General features: G+C 72.1%; 18 protein-coding genes. 6 read left to right on the plus strand and 12 right to left on the minus strand.

All coding sequences use genetic code 11. From position 1 onward, the window contains the following. Positions 1–894 precede the first annotated feature (894 nt). Positions 895–1116 carry a hypothetical protein gene (locus HEP81_RS10435; protein ID WP_037654281.1) on the minus strand — a complete coding sequence of 74 codons (222 nt, stop codon included), beginning with the start codon at positions 1114–1116 and terminating at the stop codon, positions 895–897. 178 nt (positions 1117–1294) lie between these two features. Between HEP81_RS10435 and HEP81_RS10440 the strand changes: the two genes are divergently transcribed. Beyond that, the gene (locus HEP81_RS10440; RefSeq protein WP_157854415.1) at positions 1295–1603 is read left to right on the plus strand and encodes a hypothetical protein; all 309 of its coding nucleotides are present in this window, start codon (positions 1295–1297) and stop codon (positions 1601–1603) included. Positions 1604–1678: 75 nt separating this feature from the next. On the opposite strand, the gene HEP81_RS10445 is transcribed toward HEP81_RS10440, so the two are convergent. Next, positions 1679–3970: a bifunctional salicylyl-CoA 5-hydroxylase/oxidoreductase gene (locus tag HEP81_RS10445; RefSeq protein ID WP_037654274.1), complete on the minus strand. Its 2292-nt coding sequence runs from the start codon at positions 3968–3970 to the stop codon at positions 1679–1681. 6 nt (positions 3971–3976) lie between these two features. Beyond that, entirely contained in the window at positions 3977–4804 is an 828-nt protein-coding gene (locus tag HEP81_RS10450; protein WP_037654273.1) for an enoyl-CoA hydratase family protein, read from the minus strand. Positions 4805–5131: 327 nt separating this feature from the next. Here HEP81_RS10450 and HEP81_RS10455 point away from each other — a divergent pair, with 327 nt between their 5' ends. Next, the gene (locus HEP81_RS10455; protein WP_037654271.1) at positions 5132–5584 is read left to right on the plus strand and encodes an ATP-binding protein; all 453 of its coding nucleotides are present in this window, start codon (positions 5132–5134) and stop codon (positions 5582–5584) included. On the opposite strand, the gene HEP81_RS10460 is transcribed toward HEP81_RS10455, so the two are convergent. The 3 genes from HEP81_RS10460 to HEP81_RS10470 form a co-directional block, all read right to left on the minus strand. Next, positions 5544–7007, minus strand: coding sequence for an amino acid permease (locus HEP81_RS10460; RefSeq protein WP_037654269.1), 1464 nt, complete (start codon positions 7005–7007; stop codon positions 5544–5546). The genes HEP81_RS10455 and HEP81_RS10460 overlap by 41 nt on opposite strands. Positions 7008–7190: 183 nt before the next feature. Beyond that, entirely contained in the window at positions 7191–8201 is a 1011-nt protein-coding gene (gene argF / locus HEP81_RS10465) for an ornithine carbamoyltransferase (RefSeq protein WP_037654267.1), read from the minus strand. 94 nt (positions 8202–8295) lie between these two features. Further along, positions 8296–9519, minus strand: coding sequence for an arginine deiminase (locus tag HEP81_RS10470; protein ID WP_037654265.1), 1224 nt, complete (start codon positions 9517–9519; stop codon positions 8296–8298). A gap of 182 nt (positions 9520–9701) precedes the next feature. Between HEP81_RS10470 and HEP81_RS10475 the strand changes: the two genes are divergently transcribed. Both HEP81_RS10475 and HEP81_RS10480 read left to right on the plus strand, forming a co-directional pair. Continuing rightward, a complete protein-coding gene (locus HEP81_RS10475) occupies positions 9702–10748 on the plus strand; it encodes an SPFH domain-containing protein (RefSeq protein ID WP_037654264.1) in 1047 nt (348 codons plus the stop codon). Continuing rightward, positions 10745–11635, plus strand: a complete 891-nt coding sequence (locus tag HEP81_RS10480) for an NAD(+)/NADH kinase (RefSeq protein WP_037654261.1) — start codon at positions 10745–10747, stop codon at positions 11633–11635. Before HEP81_RS10475 ends, HEP81_RS10480 begins: the two co-directional genes overlap by 4 nt. A 102-nt stretch (positions 11636–11737) precedes the next feature. On the opposite strand, the gene HEP81_RS10485 is transcribed toward HEP81_RS10480, so the two are convergent. Both HEP81_RS10485 and HEP81_RS10490 read right to left on the minus strand, forming a co-directional pair. Continuing rightward, the gene (locus HEP81_RS10485) at positions 11738–14278 is read right to left on the minus strand and encodes a polynucleotide kinase-phosphatase (RefSeq protein WP_037654260.1); all 2541 of its coding nucleotides are present in this window, start codon (positions 14276–14278) and stop codon (positions 11738–11740) included. Further along, on the minus strand, positions 14275–15738 hold the full coding sequence (locus HEP81_RS10490; RefSeq protein WP_037654258.1) for a 3' terminal RNA ribose 2'-O-methyltransferase Hen1: 1464 nt from the start codon (positions 15736–15738) through the stop codon (positions 14275–14277). Before HEP81_RS10490 ends, HEP81_RS10485 begins: the two co-directional genes overlap by 4 nt. 103 nt (positions 15739–15841) lie before the next feature. On the opposite strand from HEP81_RS10490, the gene HEP81_RS10495 reads away from it, so the two are divergent. After that, positions 15842–16765 (plus strand): LLM class F420-dependent oxidoreductase, encoded by a 924-nt coding sequence (locus HEP81_RS10495; RefSeq protein ID WP_037654255.1) that lies wholly within the window; start codon positions 15842–15844, stop codon positions 16763–16765. Between the two features lie 97 nt (positions 16766–16862). Here HEP81_RS10495 and HEP81_RS10500 read toward each other — a convergent pair whose 3' ends face one another. The 4 genes from HEP81_RS10500 to HEP81_RS10515 all read right to left on the minus strand — a co-directional run bounded on the left by HEP81_RS10500 (position 16863) and on the right by HEP81_RS10515 (position 19623). Then, complete coding sequence (locus HEP81_RS10500) at positions 16863–17363, minus strand: DUF6099 family protein (RefSeq protein ID WP_172624386.1); 501 nt, start codon at positions 17361–17363, stop codon at positions 16863–16865. A gap of 182 nt (positions 17364–17545) precedes the next feature. After that, positions 17546–17878, minus strand: coding sequence for a nucleotide pyrophosphohydrolase (locus HEP81_RS10505; protein ID WP_037654253.1), 333 nt, complete (start codon positions 17876–17878; stop codon positions 17546–17548). Next, a complete protein-coding gene (locus HEP81_RS10510) occupies positions 17862–19064 on the minus strand; it encodes an ATP-binding protein (protein WP_172637085.1) in 1203 nt (400 codons plus the stop codon). The genes HEP81_RS10505 and HEP81_RS10510 overlap by 17 nt, the downstream gene beginning before the upstream one ends. A gap of 151 nt (positions 19065–19215) precedes the next feature. Next, positions 19216–19623 (minus strand): cell division protein SepF, encoded by a 408-nt coding sequence (locus HEP81_RS10515; protein ID WP_037654249.1) that lies wholly within the window; start codon positions 19621–19623, stop codon positions 19216–19218. A 204-nt stretch (positions 19624–19827) separates the two neighbouring features. On the opposite strand from HEP81_RS10515, the gene HEP81_RS10520 reads away from it, so the two are divergent. Next, the gene (locus tag HEP81_RS10520; protein WP_421673928.1) at positions 19828–21591 is read left to right on the plus strand and encodes a hypothetical protein; all 1764 of its coding nucleotides are present in this window, start codon (positions 19828–19830) and stop codon (positions 21589–21591) included. The last annotated feature ends 15 nt before the right edge of the window (positions 21592–21606 follow it).

Consider the following 21606-nt stretch of genomic DNA (forward strand, 5'->3'; position numbering starts at 1 on the left):
CCGGCCCGGGTTGTCAGTGCGGGCGGCTATGGCGCCTCCGCCATAGGGATTGAGGACAGTTCGGAGGGTGGAAGACGGTGTTGCACGCGCGCGAAGTGGTTCTGGACGAACTCGCGCAGGGGACCAAGCCGTTGGCCGAGGGCGTCGGATGGTTCGAAGGGCGCGCGGTCCGGTGTCAACCACTCACACCGTGGCCCTCCTCGGCGTCGCGGACACCCGCAGGAGGGAGCTGTACCGCGCCGGAGGTTGCGCTCACGCGTGGCACAACCTGCCGGACGGCGTGGGGCGGGTTCTTGATCTGAGCTGCGGCGGCCGCCCCCGCCGAGCCCGCTGCTTGGATCAGTTCATGGGTTCTGTCAGCTCGCCGGACGAGGCACACCGCGTGGCGGCGGTCGCCGTCCGGTTCCGTTGCCCGTTCTGGGCGCCGGTCTCCTTCGGCGCGCTGCCGTTCGCCCTCATCGGGCTGGTGCGGGCCTGGATCGAGTACCGGGCGTCGAGAGCAGGGCGGGCGAGCGGGCGCCGCGCCCTGGTGGGCGGGGGTTTGCCTCTGCCGGCGGCGACGGCGGCGATCGCCTACCTGGTGTTCCTGGCCCGCCGCCCGGAGCTTCCCGTCCAGGGCCAGGGGCCGCCGGCGTACGCGGGGCTAGGCCGCGTTGGCGCGTGGTCCGCGGGTGTTCGAGGTGGGCGGCTGGACGTCGTCCGGCGAGAAGGTGTCGGCCTCGCCGAAGTCGGGGGCCTGGAAGGGGTTGGTCGCCGGGGTCGGCGAGGCCGCGGCCGGGCAGCGGGGCTGCCCTTCCGGGGCGGAGAACAGCGAGGAGGAATCGATGGGAGGGCTCTCTTTCGTGACAGGTCCCCGGGTGGGGTCCTGGGGTGCCGTGACCGGGCACCGCGGTACTACAGCTTGGTCATCTTGCTGTACGGGCTCAAGATCCGCATCTGCGAGGAGCCGAAGTCCACGAGGGCCGCGACGCCCTCCTCGATGCCGACGACTCGGCCGAGACCGTACATGTCATGCGTGACCTGATCACCCAGGGCGAAGTGCTTGGGAACCGGTGCGACCGGGGCCTTGAAGGGGCTCGTCGGCAGGTGGCGCTTCGGCGCAGGAGGCTTTGTCATGGCTCATTATGCGCCTTCGCGCAACCCGTTCGCTGTGGCCGTCGGCACAATTCCGGACCACCGCCCCCGATCCACGCCGCTGACCTGGGGTTTCTTCTGGCGGCGAGGCGAAATTGGACCGTAGATCCAAGCTCAGGAGTTACGAGTGGCCGGGCTGTCGGCCGGGGGGGCGTGCGTGATGGTGAGGCAGGGTGCGGCGCGGCGCGGCACGCGGTTCGGAGTGCGGGTCGGGGTGATCCCGGCGGTCTTCTGGGGCATCTTGTTCCTCTTCGTGGCGGAGGCCCCGTTCGGGTCCGGTCCGCTCGCCGTCCTGCGGGCGGGACTGATCGCCGTGGTCGGCAGCCTGGCGGGGGTGCTGTGCCAGGCCGAGGTGACAGTCGTGGCCGTGGTCACCGACGGCGGGTACGGGCCCACCCTGGTGGCCTTCCTGGCGACGCCGGCCGTGGCCGCCCTGGCGGCGGCGCACAGCGGCGACATCGCGAGGTGAAGCCGCCGTCACCCCTGGCGGCTGCTCCGCATGATGTGGTAGCCGGGAGCGGTTCGCCGGCGGGTGCCGGCGCCCTCAATCGCTCAACGACAGCCGGGGTTTGGGAGTGTCCGTGCGGCCCGTCTGCGGGCGGCGGCTGCCCGCGCGGTACGGGGTGGGCCAGTGGACGCCGGGCCCCTCGTAGGACTGCTCGGCCGCGGCGTGCAGGGTCCAGTGGGGGTCATAGAGATGCGGGCGGGCCAGGGCGCACAGGTCCGTACGGCCCGCCAGGATCAGGGAGTTGACGTCATCCCAGGAGGAGATCGCGCCCACGGCGATCACCGGGATGCGCACCTCGTGACGGATCCGGTCGGCGAACGGGGTCTGGTACGAGCGGCCGAAGTCCGGCTGCTCCTCGGAGACGACCTGACCGGTGGAGACATCGATCGCGTCGGCCCCGTGGGCGACGAAGGCGCGGGCGATCTCCACCGCGTCCTCGGCGGTCGTACCGCCCTCGGCCCAGTCGGTGGCGGAGATCCGGACCGTCATGGGGCGTTCGGCGGGCCATACCGAGCGTACGGCGTCGAAGACCTCCAGCGGGAAGCGCAGGCGCTTCTCCAGTGAGCCGCCGTACGCGTCGGTGCGGCGGTTGGTGAGGGGCGAGAGGAAGCCGGAGAGCAGATAGCCGTGGGCGCAGTGGAGTTCGAGGAGATCGAAGCCCGCGCGGGCGGCGCGCCAGGCGGCCGAGGTGAACTGCTCGCGGATGTCGGTGAGTTGGGCGCGGGAGAGTTCCCGGGGGGTCTGGCTGCCCGGGCGGTACGGCAGCGGGGAGGGGGCCACGATCGGCCAGTTGCCGGAGGGCAGCGGCTCGTCGATCCCCTCCCACATCAGCTTGGTCGAGCCCTTGCGGCCCGAGTGGCCGAGCTGGACGCCGATCGCCGTGCCCGGCGCCTGACGGTGCACGAAGTCGGTGACGCGCCGCCACGCCTCCGCCTGACGCCCGGTGTAGAGGCCGGCGCAGCCGGGGGTGATCCGGCCCTGCTCGCTCACACACACCATCTCGGTCATGACCAGGGCCGCGCCGCCGAGCGCGCGGGCGCCGAGGTGCACGAGGTGGAAGTCGCCGGGCACGCCCTCGGTGGCCGAGTACATGTCCATCGGGGAGACGACCACACGGTTGCGCAGGGTCAGGCCGCGCAGCCGGAACGGCGTGAACATCGGGGGCGTGCCGGGCGGACAGCCGAACTCGCGCTCCACGGACTCGGTGAAGCGGGCGTCGCGCAGCCGGAGATTGTCATGGGTGACGCGGCGGCTGCGGGTGAGCAGGTTGAAGGCGAACTGGCGGGACGGCTGGTCCCGGTACCGGTCCAGGTCCTCGAACCATTCCAGGCTCGCCCGCGCGGCCCGCTGGGTGGAGGCGACGACGGGCTTGCGCTCCGCCTCGTACGCCGTCAACGCCGCCGGTACGTCCGGTTGTTCGCGCAGGCACGCGGCCAGGGCGAGCGCGTCCTCGACGGCCAGTTTGGTGCCGGAGCCGATGGAGAAGTGGGCGGTGTGGGCGGCGTCGCCGAGCAGGACCAGGTTGCCGTGCGACCAGCGGTCGTTGACCACCGTACGGAAGGTCGTCCAGGCGGAGTTGTTGGAGCGCAGGGGGCGGCCGCGCAGCGCCTCGGCGAAGATCTTGGCGCAGCGGTCGGTCGATTCGCGCGGGTCCATCTCGTCGAATCCCGCCGCCCGCCAGACCTCTTCGCGCATCTCGATGATGACGGTGGAGGCGTCGGGTGAGAACGGGTAGCCGTGCAGTTGCAGCACGCCGTGCTCGGTCTCGGCGATCTCGAAGCGGAAGGCGTCGAAGGCGAAGTCAGCGGCGAGCCAGATGTAGCGGCAGCGGTGGCCGGTGATCCGGGGGCGGAAGACGTCGGCGCGGCTCTCCCGGGTGGCGCTGTGCACCCCGTCGGCGGCGACGACCAGGTTGTACTCGGCGATGAGCCGGTCGACGGGCGGGGCCTCGGTGCGGAACTCGATCCGGACGCCCAGGTCCTGGCAGCGGGTGTGCAGGATCTCCAGGAGGCGGTGCCGGCCGAGGGCCGCGAAGCCGTGGCCGCCGGAGCTGTGCCGGGTGCCGCGGTGCACGATGTCGATGTCGTCCCAGCGCACGAAGTGCCGTTGCAGGGCCTCGTAGACGACCGGGTCGGCGTGTTCGATGCCGCCCAGGGTCTCGTCGGAGAGGACCACGCCGAAGCCGAAGGTCTCGTCCGGGGCGTTGCGCTCCCAGACGGTCACCTCACGGGTGGGGTCGAGGCGTTTGAGGAGGGCGGCGGCGTAAAGGCCGCCGGGGCCCCCGCCGATGATCGCGATGCGTGGGGGGTTGTTGCTCGCCGCCTGCATGAAAGCTCACCTTCCCTGCCACTTCGGGGGCCGCTTCGCCATGAAGGAGGCGTGGAACTCGCGGTAGTCCTCGCCGTTCATCAGTAGTGCCTGGGTCGCCGCGTCCAGTTCGACCGAGGCGGCCAGTGGCATGTCCAGCTCCGCCGTCAGCAGGGCCTTCGTCTGGGCGTGGGCCAGGGCCGGGCCGTCGGCCAGCCTGCGGGCCAGCGCGCCCGCGGCCTCGTCGGCGTGCCCCTCCTCGGTCAGTTCGCTGATCAGACCGATCCGCTCGGCCTCGGGCGCGCGGACCGGCTCGCCCAGCATCAGCAGGCGGGTGGCGTGGCCGAGGCCGACGACCCGGGGCAGCAGATAGGCCGCGCCCATGTCGCCGCCGGACAGGCCGACCCGGGTGAAGAGGAAGGCGAAGCGGGCGCTCGGGTCGGCGATCCGGAAGTCCGAGGCGAGGGCGAGGACGGCCCCGGCGCCCGCCGCGACCCCGTGGACGGCGGCGATCACCGGGAACGGGCATTCGCGGATCGCCCGTACCACCTGGCCGGTCATCCGGTTGAAGTCGAGCAGCTGGGCGGTGTCCAGGGCGAGGGTGGCGCCGATGATCTCGTCCACATCGCCGCCGGAGCAGAACCCGCGCCCCTCCCCGGCCAGCACCAGGGCGCGCACCGCGCGCTCCCGGGACAGTTCGGCCAGCAGATCGCGCAGGTCGGCGTAGGCGCCGAAGGTGAGGGCGTTGAGCTTGTCGGGGCGGGCGAGGGTGACCGTGGCGACCCCGTCGGCGATCTGGAGGCGCAGATGCTCCCAGTCGGCGGTGCGGCGGGCGGAGCCGGTGAAGGGACTCATGACGTGCGGCCTCCTTGGGCGGCGGTGCCGTACGTTGCGCGGTCCTTTGAAGTTATCACTCGTTTGTGACTGTCGTCACGGGCACGCGACAAGCCGAGGCGTCGAAGGTGCCTTTTCGGCCGGATCACCTCAGCCGTCATGGGGTCGGCCGTCGACTGTCACCGGTCGGCTTCAGCGCCGTAACAGAGGGCCCCGGCGCGCGAGGCGGGGCGCTGGGCGGGGTAGGGCGTCCGGTACCGGGGGGAGGGCCCCGGGCGAAGCCCGCCGACTATTTCGGACGACCGGGCCCGTACCATTCCTACAGTCGAAAGCAGGACAGCCTGCTCCATGAACGGACTCGCCTTGCACGAACGCTTCGCCGAATCGGCCTCCTGGCGCATGGCGCTGCCGCACACCGCCGCCGCGGTGCCGGTGGCGCGCGCCATGGTGCGTACGGCCCTTTCCGAGGTGGAGCACGCGGCCGACCGCGACACGGCGGAGCTGCTCACGGCCGAGCTGGTGGCCAACGCGGTGGAGCACACCGCGGGCCGCGGCCCGATAGAGCTGGTGGTGGAGCTGCTGCCGACCGGCTGCCAGGTCGAGGTGCACGACCCCGACCCCGCGCCGCCCGGCCAGCTGACCCGGCCGGTCATGGAGGAGCCCGATCTGTGGCAGGAGGGCGGACGCGGGCTGCTGCTGATCCGCGCCCTGAGCGCCTCCTGCGGACACCGCCCCACCCCGAGGGGCAAGGCGGTGTGGTTCACGCTTCCTGCGGTTCCCGCTCCGCGCCGGCCGCTGTGACACCGTCCCGGTCCGCGCCGGCGGCCAGGTCGCGGGCGAGCGTGGAGTGCCGGCGCCCGTAGGCGACGTAGACGAGGAAGCCCACCGCGAGGAACAGCGCGAACTGCACCCAGGTCCGCCAGCCGGTCTCGAACATCAGATACAGGCAGAAGGCGATGCCGAGCAGCGGGACCACCGGGTAGAGCGGCACCCGGAAGCTGCGGGTCAGGCCCGGCTCGCGGCGGCGCAGGGTCATCACCGCGAGGTTCACCACGGCCATGATCGCGAGCGTGCCGATGGTGCACAGGTTCATCACCGCGTCGAGCGAGGCGAAGGCCGCCGGGACCGCGAAGACGATCGCGACGATCAGGGTGCCGGCGACCGGCGTCGAGGTCTTCGGGGAGACCTTCTCGAAGACGCGCGGGATCAGGCCGTCCCGGGACATCGACATCAGGATGCGCGTCTGGCCGTACATCACCGCGAGCACCACGGAGGCGATGGCGACGACCGCGCCGAAGGCGATCACGCCGCCGCCGATGGTGGAGCCGGTGACCTCGTTGACGACGTAGGACAGGGCGGCGGGGCGGCCCGCGACCTGCTTGCCGCCGATGGCGCCGATGGCCGCGAGCGCGACGGCGCAGTACAGCAGGGTCACGATGCCCATACAGACCATGATCGCCACGGGGATGTCACGGCGGGGGTTCTTGGCCTCCTCGCCGGCGGTGGTGATCGCGTCGAAGCCGATGTACGAGAAGAACGCGGCGGTGGTGCCCGCGCCGATGCCGCCGAGGCCGGCCGGGGAGAACGGGGTGAGGTTTCCGTGCTTGAACGCGCTGTAGCCGATCGCGCAGAAGGCGATCAGGATCACCAGCTTGACGGCGGCCATGACGGCGGTCGCGCCGGCGCTCTCGCGCACACCGCGCACCAGCAGCACCGAGGCCATGGCGATCACCAGCACCGCCGGGAGGTTGACGATGCCGCCGTCGCCCGGACCCGCCGACAGCACGGCGGGCAGCTGCCAGCCGATGAGGCTGTGCAGCAGCTCGTTGACGTACTGGCTCCAGCCGACCGCGACGGCCGAGATGGAGATGCCGTACTCCAGCAGCAGGCACCAGCCGACCAGGAAGGCGGTGGACTCGCCGAGACCGGCGTAGGCGAAGGAGTACGAGGAGCCGGAGACCGGGATGGCGCCGCCCAGCTCCGCGAAGGAGAAGGCGGTGAAGACGCAGGTGATCGCGGCGAGGACGAAGGAGATGACGACGGCGGGGCCGGCCTGGGCGACGGAGTCGGAGAGGCCGACGAAGATGCCGGTGCCGACGATGGCGCCGACGCCGAAGCAGATGAGCTGGAAGAGCCCCATCGTGCGCTTCAGGCCGTGTCCCTCGCGGTCGGCGCCGGATTCGGCGACGAGCAGGTGGGGGGACTTGATGCGGGGAGCGGGCATTGCGGGTGGTGCTCGTTTCTGGTGGTGCGGGCGGCCGGGTGACGGCCGCCGGTGCGAGCGGCGGGTGCGACGGGTGGCGTCGCGGGTGCGAGCGACGGGATGACGGTCGCGCCGGCGGCCTCGAAATGGGTGGTTCCGAAGCCGCCGATCAGGATAATCCCTGGTCGGGGACGGGAACCAGGCTCAGCGGCCGAGTGTGGCGACCAGCACGGCCTTGATGGTGTGCAGCCGGTTCTCGGCCTCGTCGAAGACGACGGAGTGCGCCGATTCGAACACCTCGTCGGTGACTTCCAGGGAGGTCAGGCCGTACGCCTCGTGGATCTCCTGTCCGACCTTGGTGCCGAGGTCGTGGAAGGCGGGCAGGCAGTGCAGGAACCTGACGTCCGGGTTGCCGGTGGCGCGCAGGACGTCCATGGTCACGGCGTACGGCGCGAGCGCCTTGATCCGCTCGGCCCAGACCTCCTTGGGCTCGCCCATGGAGACCCAGACGTCGGTGGCGACGAAGTCGGCGCCCCGGACGCCCTCGGTGATGTCCTCGGTCAGGGTTACCACCGCGCCGCTGGTCCTCGCCAGCTCGCGGGCGCGGGCCACGATCCCGGGTGCGGGCCAGTACTGCTCGGGCGCGACGATCCGTACGTCCATGCCGAGCAGGGCGCCGGTGACCAGGTAGGAGTTGCCCATGTTGAAGCGGGCGTCACCGAGGTAGGCGAAGGCGATCTCCGGCAGCGGCTTGGCGCTGTGCTCGGTCATGGTGAGCACGTCGGCCAGCATCTGGGTGGGGTGCCAGTCGTCGGTGAGCCCGTTGTAGACGGGCACTCCGGCCCGGGCGGCCAGTTCCTCGACCTTGGCCTGGCTGTCACCGCGGTACTCGATGCCGTCGAACATCCGGCCGAGCACCCGGGCCGTGTCCCCCACGGACTCCTTGTGCCCGATCTGCGAGCCGGACGGGTCGAGGTACGTCGTGTGGGCGCCCTGGTCGGCGGCCGCGACCTCGAACGCGCAGCGGGTGCGCGTCGAGGTCTTCTCGAAGATCAGCGCGATATTGCGACCCCGGAGGTGCTGGACCTCGGCCCCGGCCCGCTTGGCGGCCTTCAGCTCCGCGGCCAGCTCGATCAGGCCGCGGAACTCTTCCTCGGTGAAGTCCAGCTCCTTGAGGAAGTGGCGGCCGGCGAGGGCGGTCGGGACTGTCGCCATGGGGGCGCTCCAGGGATACGGGGTACGGCTCTAGGGACTCCGAAATTCTATACGACCATCGGTAAGTTTATGCAGCCCCCTGACGTGCGGGTTCTCACACAGGATCCCTTTCCACCGGACAGCTCATGCACCGGGGTCCGCCCCTGCCCCGCCCCAGCTCGCTGCCCGGGATCTCGATGACCTCGATGCCCTGCTTGCGCAGATGGGTGTTGGTGGTGGAGTTCCGTTCATAGGCGACGACGACACCGGGTTCGACGGCGAGCACATTGCAGCCGTCGTCCCACTGCTCACGCTCGGCCGCGTGCACGTCCTGGGTGGCGGTCAGCACCCGGATCTCGCCGAGCCCGAGGGCGGCGGCGATCGCGCGGTGCATGTGCTCCGGCGGGTGGTCGGTGACCTTCAGCTCCTTCTCGCTCACGCCCGGTTCGATGGTGTACGAGCGCAGCATGCCGAGCCCGGCGTACTGGGTGAAGGTGTCGCCGTCGACCATCGTCATCACCGTGTCGAGGTGCATGAAGGCGCGCCGCTTGGGCATGTCGAGCGCGACGATCGTCCGGGCGGAGCCGGCCGCGAACAGTTTGTGCGCGAGCATCTCCACGGCCTGCGGGGTGGTGCGCTCGCTCATGCCGACGAGGACCGCGCCGTTGCCGATCACCAGGACGTCGCCGCCCTCGATGGTGGAGGGGTAGTCGGCCTGCCCCTGGGACCAGATGTGGAACGACTCGTCGCGGAAGAGCGGATGGTGCCGGTAGATCGCCTCGAAGTGGACGGTCTCGCGCTGCCGGGCGGGCAGCCGCATGGCGTTGATGGAGACCCCGTCATAGATCCAGGCGGAGGTGTCGCGGGTGAAGAGGTGGTTGGGCAGCGGGGCGAGCAGGAAGTCGTCCAGGTCCATCACATGGAAGCGCACGGAGGTCGGCTCCGCGTGCGCCGCCAGGAACTCCCGCTTGGTCATGCCGCCGACGAGGGCCTCGGCCAGCTCGCGGGCGGGCAGGTTCTCGAACGCGGCGCGCAGATGGGAGGTGGCGAGGGGGCCGTACTCCCGCTCGTCGAAGACGCGGTCCAGGACCAGGGTGCGGGCCTCGGGCAGCTCCAGGGCCTCGACCAGCAGATCGCCGAAGAGGTGGACGGCGACGCCCCGGTCGCGCAGTACGTCGGCGAACCCGTCGTGTTCGGCGCGGGCCCGGCGCACCCACAGGACGTCGTCGAAGAGGAGGGCGTCCTTGTTGCTGGGGGTGAGCCTTTTGAGCTCAAGATCGGGCCGGTGGAGGATGACGCGGCGCAGCCGCCCGGCCTCGGAGTCGACGTGGAATCCCATGTGACCATCCTGACCATCGAGGACCGGATTCACCCGCCTGTCGGCCATTTCGGAGCGCTCTTGTTGCGACTTCAGTTCGATCACCCGGCCTCCGGTCGTACGGCTCGATGGTTTTCGTCTACTTGACGACAATAGGGCCCTCCGCTTATCGTCTCAGCGACGAAAAGAAGCGAGGGGAACCCATGGCCGACATCACCCGGCGTCTCGGCTGGCGCCATCTGCGGGGCACGCCGACGGCGCACATCCGCCACCACCGCTCCGGGCAGTTGGTGCACGACGGCCCCGGACTCAGCTTCTGGTTCCGCTCGTTGACGGCGGCGCTGTCCGAAATACCGGTGGACGACCGCGAGCTGGCGATGACCTTCCACGCCCGTACGGCCGACTTCCAGGACGTGACGGTGCAGGCGACGGTCACCTACCGCATCGGCGACCCGGCGCTCGCCGCCGCCCGGCTCGACTTCTCGGTCGACCCGGACACCGGCGCCTGGCGGGGCACGCCGCTGGAGCAACTGGCCAACCTGCTCACGGAGACGGCGCAGGAGCACGCCCTGGACGTGCTGGCCCGCACCCCGCTGTCGGCCGCGCTGACCGACGGGGTGAGCACGGTGCGCGAGCGGCTCGCGGCCGGGCTCGCCGCGCAGCCCCGGCTGCCGGACACCGGGATCGAGGTGGTCGCGGTGCGCGTGGTGGCGGTGCGTCCGGAGCCCGAGGTCGAACGGGCGCTGCGCACCCCCGCGCGGGAGCAGATCCAGCAGGAGGCGGACCGGGCGACGTACGAGCGGCGGGCGGTGGCCGTCGAACGGGAGCGCGCCATCGCCGAGAACGAGCTGGCCAGCCGCATCGAACTCGCGCGGCGCGAGGAGCAGTTGGTGGAGCAGCGCGGCACCAACGCACGGCGCGAGGCGGAGGAGCAGGCGGCCGCGGACGCGGTACGGGCGGACGCCGAGGCGGCGCGCACGGTACGGCTCGCGCAGGCGGAGGCGGACAAGGTGGTACGGCTGGCGCGCGCGGCGGCGGAGCAGGAGCGCGAGGTGGGCGAGGCGCGGGCGCAGGCGCGGGCGTCCTGGCTGCGGGTGCACGCCGAGGCGGACGTGGCGACACTGCACGCGCTGGCGGCGATGCGGGTGGCGGAGAACCTGCCGGACATCGAGAGCGTGACGATCTCGCCGGATGTGCTGACGGGGCTGCTGGCGAAGCTCGGTGGGGCGGGCTCCGGGGCCGGGGCGTGAGTCTCGCGCCGCGGGCCGTACTGGTCCATCGCACCACGGAGTATGAGGAGTTGGTGGCCCGGTACGGCACCCACGGCCAGGCCGCGTTCGTGCTCGCCTCCCGGGGCCGGGACATCGAGGAGATCGCGGCCCGGCACCAGGGGACGCGGCGGGCGCTGGCTCAGGTGGCGGCGGCCGTGCCGCTGGCCTGGCGGCAGGCCCGGGTGGAACGCGCCGATCTGGAACGGTTCCTGTTCGCGCCCGAGGACGTCGTCGTGGTGGTCGGCCAGGACGGGCTGGTCGCCAATGTGGCCAAGTATCTGACCGGGCAGCCGGTGATCGGCATCGACACCGACCCGGGGCGCAACCCGGGGGTGCTGGTGCGGCACCGCCCGCGGGACGCGGCGAAGCTGCTCGCGGCGCCGGGCGGCGGGTGCGAGGAGCTGACCATGGTGGCGGCGGAGGCCGACGACACGCAGCGGCTGGTCGCGCTCAACGAGATCTATCTCGGCGCCGCGGGCCACCAGACCGCCCGATACCGCCTGGGTCTCGACGGCGACAGGGGTGCCGTCGAGGCCCAGGCATCCTCCGGGGTCCTGGTGGGCACGGGCACGGGTGCCACCGGCTGGCTGCGCTCCCTCTGGCAGGAGCGCGGCGGCCGGCTCCCGCTGCCCTCCCCCACCGAGCCCCACCTCCTCTGGTACGTCCGCGAGGCCTGGCCCTCACCGGCCACCGGCACGACCCTGGTCTCCGGCCGGCTGGACGCGTCCGCCGCCCTGACCCTCACCGTCGAGTCCGACCACCTCGTCGCCTTCGGCGACGGCATCGAGACGGACGCCCTCCACCTGACGTGGGGACAGCGGGTACGGGTCGGGGTGTGGGGGGAGCGGCTGCGGCTGGTGGGGTGAGGACGTGGCGGCGCCCTGTTGCGGCGCCGCCACGTCGTTGGACGCGCTGGACTACGACCGGCCGTGCGGCTTTCGCCCGGTTCGAGACAGCGGTCTGGCCCCCTACAGCCGGGGGTCCACCGGTTCGGATTCCAGGGCCAGGACGCCGAAGACCGCCTCGTGGACGCGCCACAGGGGCTCGCCGTCGGCCAGGCGGGAGAGGGATTCCAGGCCGAGGGCGTACTCGCGCAGGGCGAGGGAGCGCTTGTGGTTGAGGAAGCGGCGGCGCAGGCGGGCGAGGTTGTCGGGGCGGGTGTACTCCGGGCCGTAGATGATCCGGAGGTACTCGCGGCCCCGGCACTTGATGCCGGGCTGGACCAGGCGGCCGTCCGGGCGGTGGGCCAGGGCGGTGAGGGGCTTGACGACCATGCCCTCGCCGCCGCGGCCGGTCATCTCCAGCCACCAGTCGACGCCCGCGGCGACCGACTCCGCATCGCCCGTGTCGACGTAGAGGCGGCGGGTGGTCGACAGGAGACCGGTGCCGTCGTGTTCCACCAGCCGGTCCAGCAGAGCCAGTTGCTCGTCGTGCGGGAGCGCGGCGAGGCTGTGGCCCTCGGTGGCGAGGAGCTGGAAGGGGGCCAGCCGGACACCGGAGAGACCCTCGGTGGTCCAGCAGTAGCGCCGGTACGCGGCGGTGAACGCGGCCGCGTCCGAGGCGCGTGCACGCTGGCGGTCGAGCAGGTCGTCCACCTCCGCGCCCCGGGACGCCGCCGCCTCCAGCGCGGCCAGCGCGCCCGGGAACACCGCCCCGGCCGCCGCGCCGACGGCCGCGTACTGGCTGCGCAGCAGACCTGCGGCCTTCAGCGACCACGGCATCAGCTCGGCGTCCAACAGCAGCCAGTCCGTGTCCAGTTCGGACCAGAGCCCGGCGTCCGACACCGCCGTGCGCAGGCGGTCGAGGATCTCCTCGGTCATCGCCCCGTCGTCGAAGAAGGGGCGCCCGGTCCGGGTGTACAGCGCGCCCGTGGGCCCGTCCACGCCGAACCGCTTCGTCGCCGCCGCCGCGTCCCGGCACACCAGGACCACGGCCCGCGAGCCCATGTGCTTCTCCTCGCACACCACCCGCGCGACCCCGTCCGCCGCGTACTGCGCGAACGCCTCCCGAGGGTGCTCCAGGTACCCGTCCACCTCGGAGGTGGCCGTCGGCGCCATGGTCGGCGGGAGATACGGCAGCAGGCGCGGGTCGATGGCGAAGCGGCTCATGACCTCCAGGGCCGCCGCCGCGTTCTCCTCGCGGACCGCGACCATGCCGGCGTACCGGGTCTCGACCGCGCGGCGCCCCCGTACATCGGCGAGGTCCAGCGGCCGCCCGTCCGACCCGCCCGGCGCCTCGCTGCGCAGCGGGCGCGTCGGCTCGTACCAGACCCGCTCGGCCGGTACGTCGACCAGTTCCCGCTCCGGCCAGCGCAGCGCGGTCAGCTTGCCGCCGAAGACGGCGCCGGTGTCCAGGCAGATGGTGTTGTTGAGCCAGGTGGCGTCCGGTACCGGGGTGTGGCCGTAGACGACCGCCGCCCGGCCCCGGTAGTCCTCCGCCCACGGGTAGCGCACCGGCAGGCCGAACTCGTCGGTCTCGCCGGTGGTGTCGCCGTACAGGGCGTGCGAGCGGACCCGGCCGGAGGTGCGGCCGTGGTACTTCTCGGGCAGTCCGGCGTGGCAGACGACGAGCCTTCCGCCGTCCAGGACGTAGTGGCTGACCAGTCCGTCGAGGAAGGTCCGTACCCGTGCCCGGAACTCCTCGCTCTCGCCCTCCATCTGGGCGATGGTCTCGGCGAGGCCGTGGGTGTGCTGGACATTGCGGCCCTTGAGATAACGGCCGTACTTGTTCTCGTGGTTGCCCGGCACACACAGGGCGTGGCCCGACTCGACCATCGACATCACCCGGCGCAGCACGCCCGGGGAGTCCGGGCCGCGGTCGACCAGGTCGCCGACGAAGACGGCCGTACGGCCCTCGGGGTGGACGCCGTCGACATAGCCCAACTTGCCGAGCAGCGACTCCAGTTCGGCGGAGCAGCCGTGGATGTCGCCGATGATGTCGAAGGGGCCGGTGAGGTGGGTGAGGTCGTTGAACCGCTTCTCGGTGACGACGGTGGCGCTCTCGGCCTCCTCGGCCCCGCGCAGCACATGCACCTTGCGGAAGCCCTCGCGCTCCAGGTGCCGCAGGGAGCGGCGCAGTTCGCGGATGTGCCGCTGGATGACCCGGCGCGGCATGTCGGCGCGGTCGGTGCGGGCCGCGTTGCGCTCGGCGCACACCTCCTCCGGCACGTCCAGGACGATGGCGATGGGCAGCACGTCGTACTTCTTGGCCAGTTCGATCAGCTGGCGGCGGCTGTCCTGCTGCACGCTGGTGGCGTCCACGACGGTGCGGCGCCCGGCGGCGAGCCGCTTGCCCGCGATGTAGTGCAGGACGTCGAAGGCGTCGCGGGTGGCGCCCTGGTCGTTCTCGTCGTCGCAGACCAGGCCCCGGCAGAAGTCGGAGGAGATCACCTCGGTGGGCTTGAAGTGCCGGCGCGCGAAGGTGGACTTGCCGGAGCCGGAGGCGCCGACGAGGACCACGAGGGAGAGGTCGGTGACGGGAAGGGCCCGTCCCTTGCGTGTCTCGGTCATGCCGCCTTCGCCTCCTTCTCGGCGCGGATGGTGAACAGGGCCAGCTGGGTGGGCGGTCCCACCTCGGGGTCGTCGGGGCCGACGGGCGCGAACTCGACGTCGTACCCGTGCCGTTCGGCCACGTCGGTGGCCCAGGCGCGGAACTCGGCGCGGGTCCACTCGAAGCGGTGGTCGCCGTGCCGGACATGGCCCGCGGGCAGGGTCTCCCAGCGGACGTTGTACTCGACGTTCGGGGTGGTCACGACGACGGTGCGGGGGCGGGCATGTCCGAACACGGCGTATTCCAGGGCGGGCAGCCGGGGCAGGTCGAGGTGTTCGATGACCTCGCTGAGCACGGCGGCGTCGTAGCCCTTGAGCCGCTTGTCGGTGTAGGCGAGCGAGCCCTGCGTCAACTGGACGCGGGACGCCTGCCGTTCGCCCATGCGGTCGAGCTTGAGCCGCCGGGCGGCGATGGTGAGCGCCCGCACCGACACATCGACCCCGACGATCTCGGTGAACCGGATGTCCTTGAGGAGTTCCTGCACCAACTGGCCCTGTCCGCACCCGAGGTCGAGCACCCGGGCGGCACCGGCCGCGCGCAGCGCGCCGACGATCGCCGCCCGGCGCCGCACCGCGAGCGGGGTCGGCTTCTCCTCCGCCTCGGTCTCCTCGCCGACCGCGTTGTCGATCTCCTCGACCTCGCTGTCGTCGGCCTCGGCGAGCCGCACCAGCTCCAGCGCCTCGCGCGCCTGCCGGGTCAGCGACCAGCGGCGGGAGAGATAGCGGCTGGTGATCAGCTGCTGCTCCGGGTGGCCGGGCAGCCAGCCCTCGCCGGCCCGCAGCAGCTTGTCGACCTCGTCGGCGGAGACCCAGTAGTGCTTGGCGTCGTCGAGGACCGGCAGCAGGACGTACAGGTGGCGCAGCGCCTCGGCGAGGGTCAGTGTCTCGGATGCGAGCACGAGACGGACGTACCGGGAGTCGCCCCACTGCGGGAACTCCGTGTCCAGCGGCACCGGTTCGGCGTCCACCCGCCAGCCCAGCGGCTCGAACAGCGCTCGTACGAGTGGGACGCCGCCGCGGGCGGGCAGGGCCGGGACCTCGATGCGCAGCGGCAGCGGCGCGGCGGCCCGCTCGGGGCGGGCGGCGCACACCCCGCGCATGGCGCTGGAGAAGACACCGCTCAGCGCGACGGCGAGCAGCGAGGAGGCGGCGTAGGGGCGGTCGTTGACGTACTGCGCGAGCGCCGCGTCGGGGGCGCCGCCGCGGCCCTTTCCCTTGCCGCGCCGCACCAGCGCCGCGGGATCGGTCTCCAGCAGCAGGGCGGCCGTGCACCGCGCGTCGCCCGCCTCCGGGTAGAAGACGTGCGCGGTGCCGTAGGACGTGGAGAAACGCTGTGCCTTGTCCGGGTGCTTGTGCAACAGATACCCGAGGTCGGTGGCCGGGTTGGCGGCGTCGCCGCTGAGAGAGATCGTCAGGAACACATGTCCGAGTCTGACGGCCCGGGCGCCCCGCTGACCACCGGTTTTCACGCCTCCGGACGGCTTTGTGCATGGTTGCGCGCGCAACGGCGGGCATGATGGGCGTATGGATCTTCGAGTCTTCACCGAACCCCAGCAGGGCGCGACCTACGACACGCTGCTGCGTGTCGCCAAGACCGCCGAGGAACTCGGATACGGCGCATTTTTCCGCTCTGACCATTATCTCCACATGGGCAACGTGGACGGTCTGCCCGGCCCCACCGACGCCTGGATCACCCTCGCCGGTATCGCCCGGGAGACCAGCCGCATCCGGCTCGGCACCCTGATGACGGCCGGCACCTTCCGCCTCCCCGGTGTGCTGGCCATCCAGGTGGCGCAGGTCGACCAGATGTCCGGCGGCCGGGTGGAACTGGGCCTGGGCTCGGGGTGGTACGAGCAGGAGCACAAGGCGTACGGCATTCCGTTCCCGAAGGAGAAGTTCGGGCGGCTGGAGGAGCAGCTGGCGATCGTCACGGGGCTGTGGGAGACGCCGGTCGGCGAGCGGTTCAGCTACGACGGCTCGTACTACCGGTTGCAGGACTCCCCCGCGCTGCCGAAGCCGGCGCAGAGCCGGGTGCCGGTGCTCATCGGCGGTCATGGTGCCAAGCGGACGCCGGCGCTGGCGGCGAAGTACGCCACCGAGTTCAACATCCCCTTCGCCTCCGTCGAGGACAGCGAGCGGCAGTTCGGCCGGGTGCGGGCGGCGGCCGAGGAGCGCGGGCGCAAGGGGGACGACCTCGTGTACTCCAACGCGCTGGTGGCCTGTGTCGGCAAGAACGACGCCGAGGTCGAGCGGCGGGCGGCGGCCATCGGCCGCGAGGTGGACGAGCTGAAGGCCAACGGTCTCGCGGGCTCTCCCGCGGAGGTCGTGGAGAGGCTGGGGCGCTATGCCGCGGTGGGTTCGGGGCGGGTCTATCTGCAAATGCTGGACCTGGACGATCTGGACCACCTGGAGCTGATCGCGTCCGAGGTCATGCCGCACGTCGCCTGACGCAGCGGCCGGCACCGGCACCGTCTCCCGCGGGCGGTGCCGCGCGCCGATGCGGGACTCACGGCGCGAACCGTCGTACACGCTCCCTGCGCGGCGGCTACGCGCAGGGGGCGCCCCCGAAGGGGCTTCTCTGATTGTCGTCCGCCGATAACACCTCCTCCCGCGCGGCCAGTTTGCGCAGCATCTCGCGGACCCGGTCACGGGACTCGTCGGCCGCGTCGATGGCCTCCATGCACTGCCAGTACGTCGTCTCGTCCGCCGCGGCGCTGGCCATGCCGACCAGGGCCATGCCTACCTCGCCGAGCAGCCCGCCGAGGCAGAGCAGGGTCTCGCGGGCGTCGTCCAGCCGGGTGAGCTGGGCGGCGCGCAGATCGCCGAGGTCCAGTTCGGGCGGGTCGAGGGCTCCGCAGCCCCGGCCCGCCAGCTCCGTGAGCCCGAGCGCCTCGCCGCGCAGCTCCGGCGGTCCGGAGACCGCGAGCCTGCTGCCGATCGCCTGGGCAAGGGCCTGTGCCTGCCACACCTCCGTCATCAACTCGCGTGCGTCCGCGCCGCTCGCCAGGGCTCGCCTGCTGGTGAGGATGAGTCGTACCGCGTCCATCCGTCGCCCCCGTCCCTCCACGCACTCGCTCGTACGTTCACTGGCTCTCCTGTCCACTACCCAGAGTGAGGGTCGTTGGTGCGAAAAGCCAGAGGAAGCCCGAAATCTGTGGACAACAATTCGGATTCGATAGGTGAATTGACTGCGCAGAGTGATAACGGAACCAGGGAGTCCGCCTGTTGTCAGTCCTTGGGCGCCGGAAAGCGGTGTTCGTTGCGGTCGATCTTCTCGGACAGGGCGGTCAGCGGGTCGATGTCCAGGACCTCACAGAACTGGACGAGATAGGCGAGGACATCGGCGACCTCGTCGCGGACGCGGTGCGCGGTGCTGGGGTCGGACATCACCCGGGCCGACTCCTCGGGAGTCAACCACTGGAAGATCTCGACCAGTTCGGAGCTCTCCACGCTCAGCGCGGAGGCGAGGTTCTTGGGGGTGTGGTACTGCCCCCAGTTACGGGCGGCGGCGAACTCGGCGAGTCTGCGCTGGAGTCGGGGGAGGTCAGGGTGTTCCGTCACGGTTCAGGTGTACCACTGTGACGCCCTCGGCCCCCACGCACCAGGAGGCGTCGTTCACCGCGGCGACGAGCCGGATGTGCCCGAACTCGCCCATGGCGGCCGCGAGGCGCAGCAGCGACCGGCGCTGGCCCGGGTCGAGGGAGCGGTCGAAGCCGTCGGCGAGGACGGTGAGGGAGCGCAGGGCGTCGGGGACCTCGCCCGGCGGGTCCATGGCCAGCACACCGGGGCCGGTCAGCAGCACCAAGGCGTGGGCGAGGTAGCGCAGTTCGCCCTCGCCGAGGCGGGCCAGTTCCGTGCGGTGGCCGTCACCGCGGTCGAGGAGAGCGCGTACGGTGCCGTCGAAGAGGGGCTCGGCGATCAGGTCGTACACCGGTCCCGCGCAGCCCGCGCGCAGCGCCTCTACCAGTCGGCCATGTCTGCGTGCGCACTCGGTGCGGGTGCGCCAGAGAACATCGGCGAGGTTGTCGCAGCCGGGCAACAGCCGGCCGGAGCCGGTGGGCACGGGGGTGCGCATGCAGTCGGGGCGGGGATCGCAGACGAAGACCGAGCGCAGGGCGACGACCATCTGCTCGGCCGCGGCCAGCACCCTGCGCTGCCCGTCGGTCTTGCCGGCCACCCGCAGCGGGAGCAGGGCGGTGCCGAGCCGGTCGTCGGGCAGCGGCGCGCGGGTCACCGGCGCGGTGCCCGCGGTGTGCCAGGCGGCCTGCACGGCGCGGCGCCCCGGGTCCCGTAACGCGGTCTGGAGCAGGACGATTTCGCCCGCGCTCAGCCGCTCGCCGACGATCCGCAGCTGCGGTTCGGCCTGTACGGCGACATCGAGCCGGACCGGGCCCTCGGCACCGTCGGCCGTACAGCCGATCCGGAAGCCGCGCCGCCCCTCGGCGTCGGGCCGGGCCCGGTCGGGCACACACGCGACCGGGTCCGGGAACGCCTCCACGAGCGGGGCGCCGCCGGCGAGCCGGGCCAGCGCCTCGTAGGCGGCCAGCGCGGTCGTCTTCCCCGAACCGCTGGGGCCCGCGAACAGCGTGACCGCGCCCAGCGGGAATCCCGCGCCCCGGTGCCCGGCGAACGCCGACAACCGCAGCTCGGTGATCCGGGGCCGCACATCGAGCGGCTCACGGGACTCCGGCGGGACGGTCCCGCCGAACCCCTCGGCCACCGGTGGCTCAGCGGATGCGAAAGGCATGGCCATGCCCGGAACGTAGGGCTCCGCCGAGGGGGCGAACCGTTTACCCGGCGGAGGTTCCCACGATCGGGGACGTTCACGGCAACAACGGGGAGCGGGCCTCACTCCGGGGAGCTACGAGGAGCTTGGGGAGCCACGGGGAGGCCCTCGCTCACCCCGCCCCCTCCAGCAGCCCGCTGACCTCCGTGCCCGGCGGGGTCAGCAGGAAGACGTTGCGGTCCACCCGGTGCATACCGCTGCCCAGGCCGAAGACCACGCCCGTGCTGAAGTCGAGCACCCGCTTGGCGACATCCCCCTCGGCGCCGGAGAGGTCGAGGAGGACGGGCGCGCCCGCCATCACCGTCTCGGCGACATCCCGGGCGTCGGCGAAGACATTGACGCGGAGGACCACGAAGCGGCGCCGGGTCTCGGTCTCGTCGTCCGGTAGGGAGCGGTGGTCGACCGCCGAGGGCCAGGCGTCGCGGCCCCGTAGTGGCACGACCTGGGCGAGCCCTTCCCACTGTTCATCGGTGACGTCATAACGGCTCACCGGCTCCCCCCGACCTGACTCGCTTTCCATGCCTGCACCAGCCAATTCTTACGCCAAGTCACCCGTTCGGCCCAACAACGACACACAACGACACGGAAGCGATCGGTCCACGGGCGCCAACCCCGCCCCTTCTCTGGGCAGATGTGCGAATATGCCCGCTTCTTACCGCTCTCATACCGGACTCTTCACCGCTGGTCGCGCGCCGGTCACGCACCGCCGCTAGCGTCCCCTCCCGTGCACTTGGCAGAAACACAGCAGGTGACGCCCGGCCGGCGGACGCAGTCGGCGGTGTCCGCCGTACCCGGACCACGCGCGCAGGCGCCCGACGGGCCCGCGCAGTGGCATCGCGTCCTCACGCTCCTGGCCGACGTGAGCCTCTTCATCGGCACCCGGACCATCTGGACCCAGGCGGCCACGCACCGCTTGATCCTCGCCGCGGTCATCTCCCTGTGCTACGCGGCGATCCTGGTGACCGGCGTCCTCGCGCTGACCGTCCGCCGGACCCGCTCGCTGGCCCGCCTGGACCTGGTGGTGCTGGTCACCGCGGTCGTGCTCGCCCTGTGCGCGTGGGCGCTGAACCACGGCGGCGGCGACGAGGCGCTCCTGACCACCCAGGCCGCCAAGGAACTCGTCCACGGGCATCAGCTGTACGACCACCCCTGGCCATGGCTGTTCCACATCAAGGGCGTCGCCCTGACCGCGACGACGACCGGCGGATACGACTACACCTACGGCTACCCCCCGCTCGCGCCGCTGCTCACCGTCCCGTTCCTGTGGCTGGGCCACGGCGGCGCCCCGGCGACGGCGGCGGCCACCCTCGCACTGATCGCGGGCGCGATCGCGCTGTGGCGGCTGGTCCCGGCGCAGTGGCGGTCGGCGGCCACGATGGTCTTCCTCGGCTTCGGACTGCTGCCCAGCTACGCCCGCCAGGGCTACCCGGCGATCGTCGCCCTCGCGCTGCTGATCCCGGTGGTGGTCCGCTGGCCCCGGCTCGGCGCGCGCGGCCGGCTCGGCGCGGTCGGCGTCGCCCGTGCCGCCTGTCTCGGCGCGGCCTGCGCCGCCCAGCAACTCCCGTGGTTCGTCGCGCCGTTCCTGCTCGCCGGTGTCTACGCGGTGCGCCGCGGCGAACTGGGCGGCCGGGCGGCGGCGCGCGTGGTGCTGCGGATCACCGGGATCGCCGTCCTGGCCTTCCTCCTGATCGACGCCTATCTGATCGTGACCGAGCCGGGACCGTGGCTGCGCGGCATCGTGCTGCCGCTGACCCAGGGCGCGGTGCTGCACGGCCAGGGCATCGTCGGCATCTCGCTGTACTTCACCCACGGCAGCGACCGGCTCGACTGGTACGGGCACGCGAGCATGCTGCTGGCCGCCGCCCTGCTGGCCCTGTTCGTGCTGTTCGTACGGCGCCTCGGACCGGCCGCGACCGTGCTGCCGTGGTGCGCGTTCTTCCTGGCGACGCGCTCGCAGGACGGCTACTACCTGATGATGACCCCGCTGTGGCTGGCGGCGGCGGTCACAGCTCCGCTGCCGGAGTTCGCGGGCGCCTGGCAGCCCCGGCCGCGCTTCCTGGCCGGGGCGCGGCGCAGGCCCGTCCGGCTCGCGGCCGTCCCGCTGCTGCTCGCGCCCGCGCTGGTCAGCGCGGTCCTCGCGGCCACCGGGAGCCCGCCGCTGCGGATGGACATCGCGTCGGTACGCCCGCTTACGCCCGGCGCGATCTCCGGGGTGACCCTGCGGGTGGCCAACACCGGCGACGACCCGCTCACCCCGCACTACATGCTCACCACCGGGCAGGGCATGACCCGCTACTGGCCGCTCGCCCACGGCCTGGCCACCATCCCCGCGCACGGCACGGCGACCGTCGAACTCCGCGCCCCCTCCGGCAGCTTCACGCTCCCGAGGAAGCGGAGCACCCGGCTGCGGCTGCGCGCCTTCACCGGCGGCCCCCAGACGCTCTCCACCCGGGACGTACGCCGGTCCGAGCTGCGCGTCAAGGGCTGAACGCCTCCGTGCGCC

This window comes from Streptomyces griseofuscus, from assembly GCF_014673495.1.
Taxonomy (GTDB): domain Bacteria; phylum Actinomycetota; class Actinomycetes; order Streptomycetales; family Streptomycetaceae; genus Streptomyces; species Streptomyces murinus.

Coding starts and splice junctions, on each gene's coding strand:
- HEP81_RS10475 (WP_037654264.1), top strand. CDS start 9,702: ATGGCCGACATCACCCGGCGTCTCGGCTGGCGCCATCTGCGGGGCACG.
- HEP81_RS10500 (WP_172624386.1), bottom strand. CDS start 17,363: ATGGACGCGGTACGACTCATCCTCACCAGCAGGCGAGCCCTGGCGAGC.
- argF (WP_037654267.1), bottom strand. CDS start 8,201: ATGGCGACAGTCCCGACCGCCCTCGCCGGCCGCCACTTCCTCAAGGAG.
- HEP81_RS10515 (WP_037654249.1), bottom strand. CDS start 19,623: ATGGAAAGCGAGTCAGGTCGGGGGGAGCCGGTGAGCCGTTATGACGTC.
- HEP81_RS10460 (WP_037654269.1), bottom strand. CDS start 7,007: ATGCCCGCTCCCCGCATCAAGTCCCCCCACCTGCTCGTCGCCGAATCC.
- HEP81_RS10435 (WP_037654281.1), bottom strand. CDS start 1,116: ATGACAAAGCCTCCTGCGCCGAAGCGCCACCTGCCGACGAGCCCCTTC.
- HEP81_RS10450 (WP_037654273.1), bottom strand. CDS start 4,804: ATGAGTCCCTTCACCGGCTCCGCCCGCCGCACCGCCGACTGGGAGCAT.
- HEP81_RS10470 (WP_037654265.1), bottom strand. CDS start 9,519: ATGGGATTCCACGTCGACTCCGAGGCCGGGCGGCTGCGCCGCGTCATC.
- HEP81_RS10510 (WP_172637085.1), bottom strand. CDS start 19,064: ATGCCTTTCGCATCCGCTGAGCCACCGGTGGCCGAGGGGTTCGGCGGG.
- HEP81_RS10440 (WP_157854415.1), top strand. CDS start 1,295: ATGGTGAGGCAGGGTGCGGCGCGGCGCGGCACGCGGTTCGGAGTGCGG.
- HEP81_RS10455 (WP_037654271.1), top strand. CDS start 5,132: ATGAACGGACTCGCCTTGCACGAACGCTTCGCCGAATCGGCCTCCTGG.
- HEP81_RS10495 (WP_037654255.1), top strand. CDS start 15,842: ATGGATCTTCGAGTCTTCACCGAACCCCAGCAGGGCGCGACCTACGAC.
- HEP81_RS10485 (WP_037654260.1), bottom strand. CDS start 14,278: ATGACCGAGACACGCAAGGGACGGGCCCTTCCCGTCACCGACCTCTCC.
- HEP81_RS10445 (WP_037654274.1), bottom strand. CDS start 3,970: ATGCAGGCGGCGAGCAACAACCCCCCACGCATCGCGATCATCGGCGGG.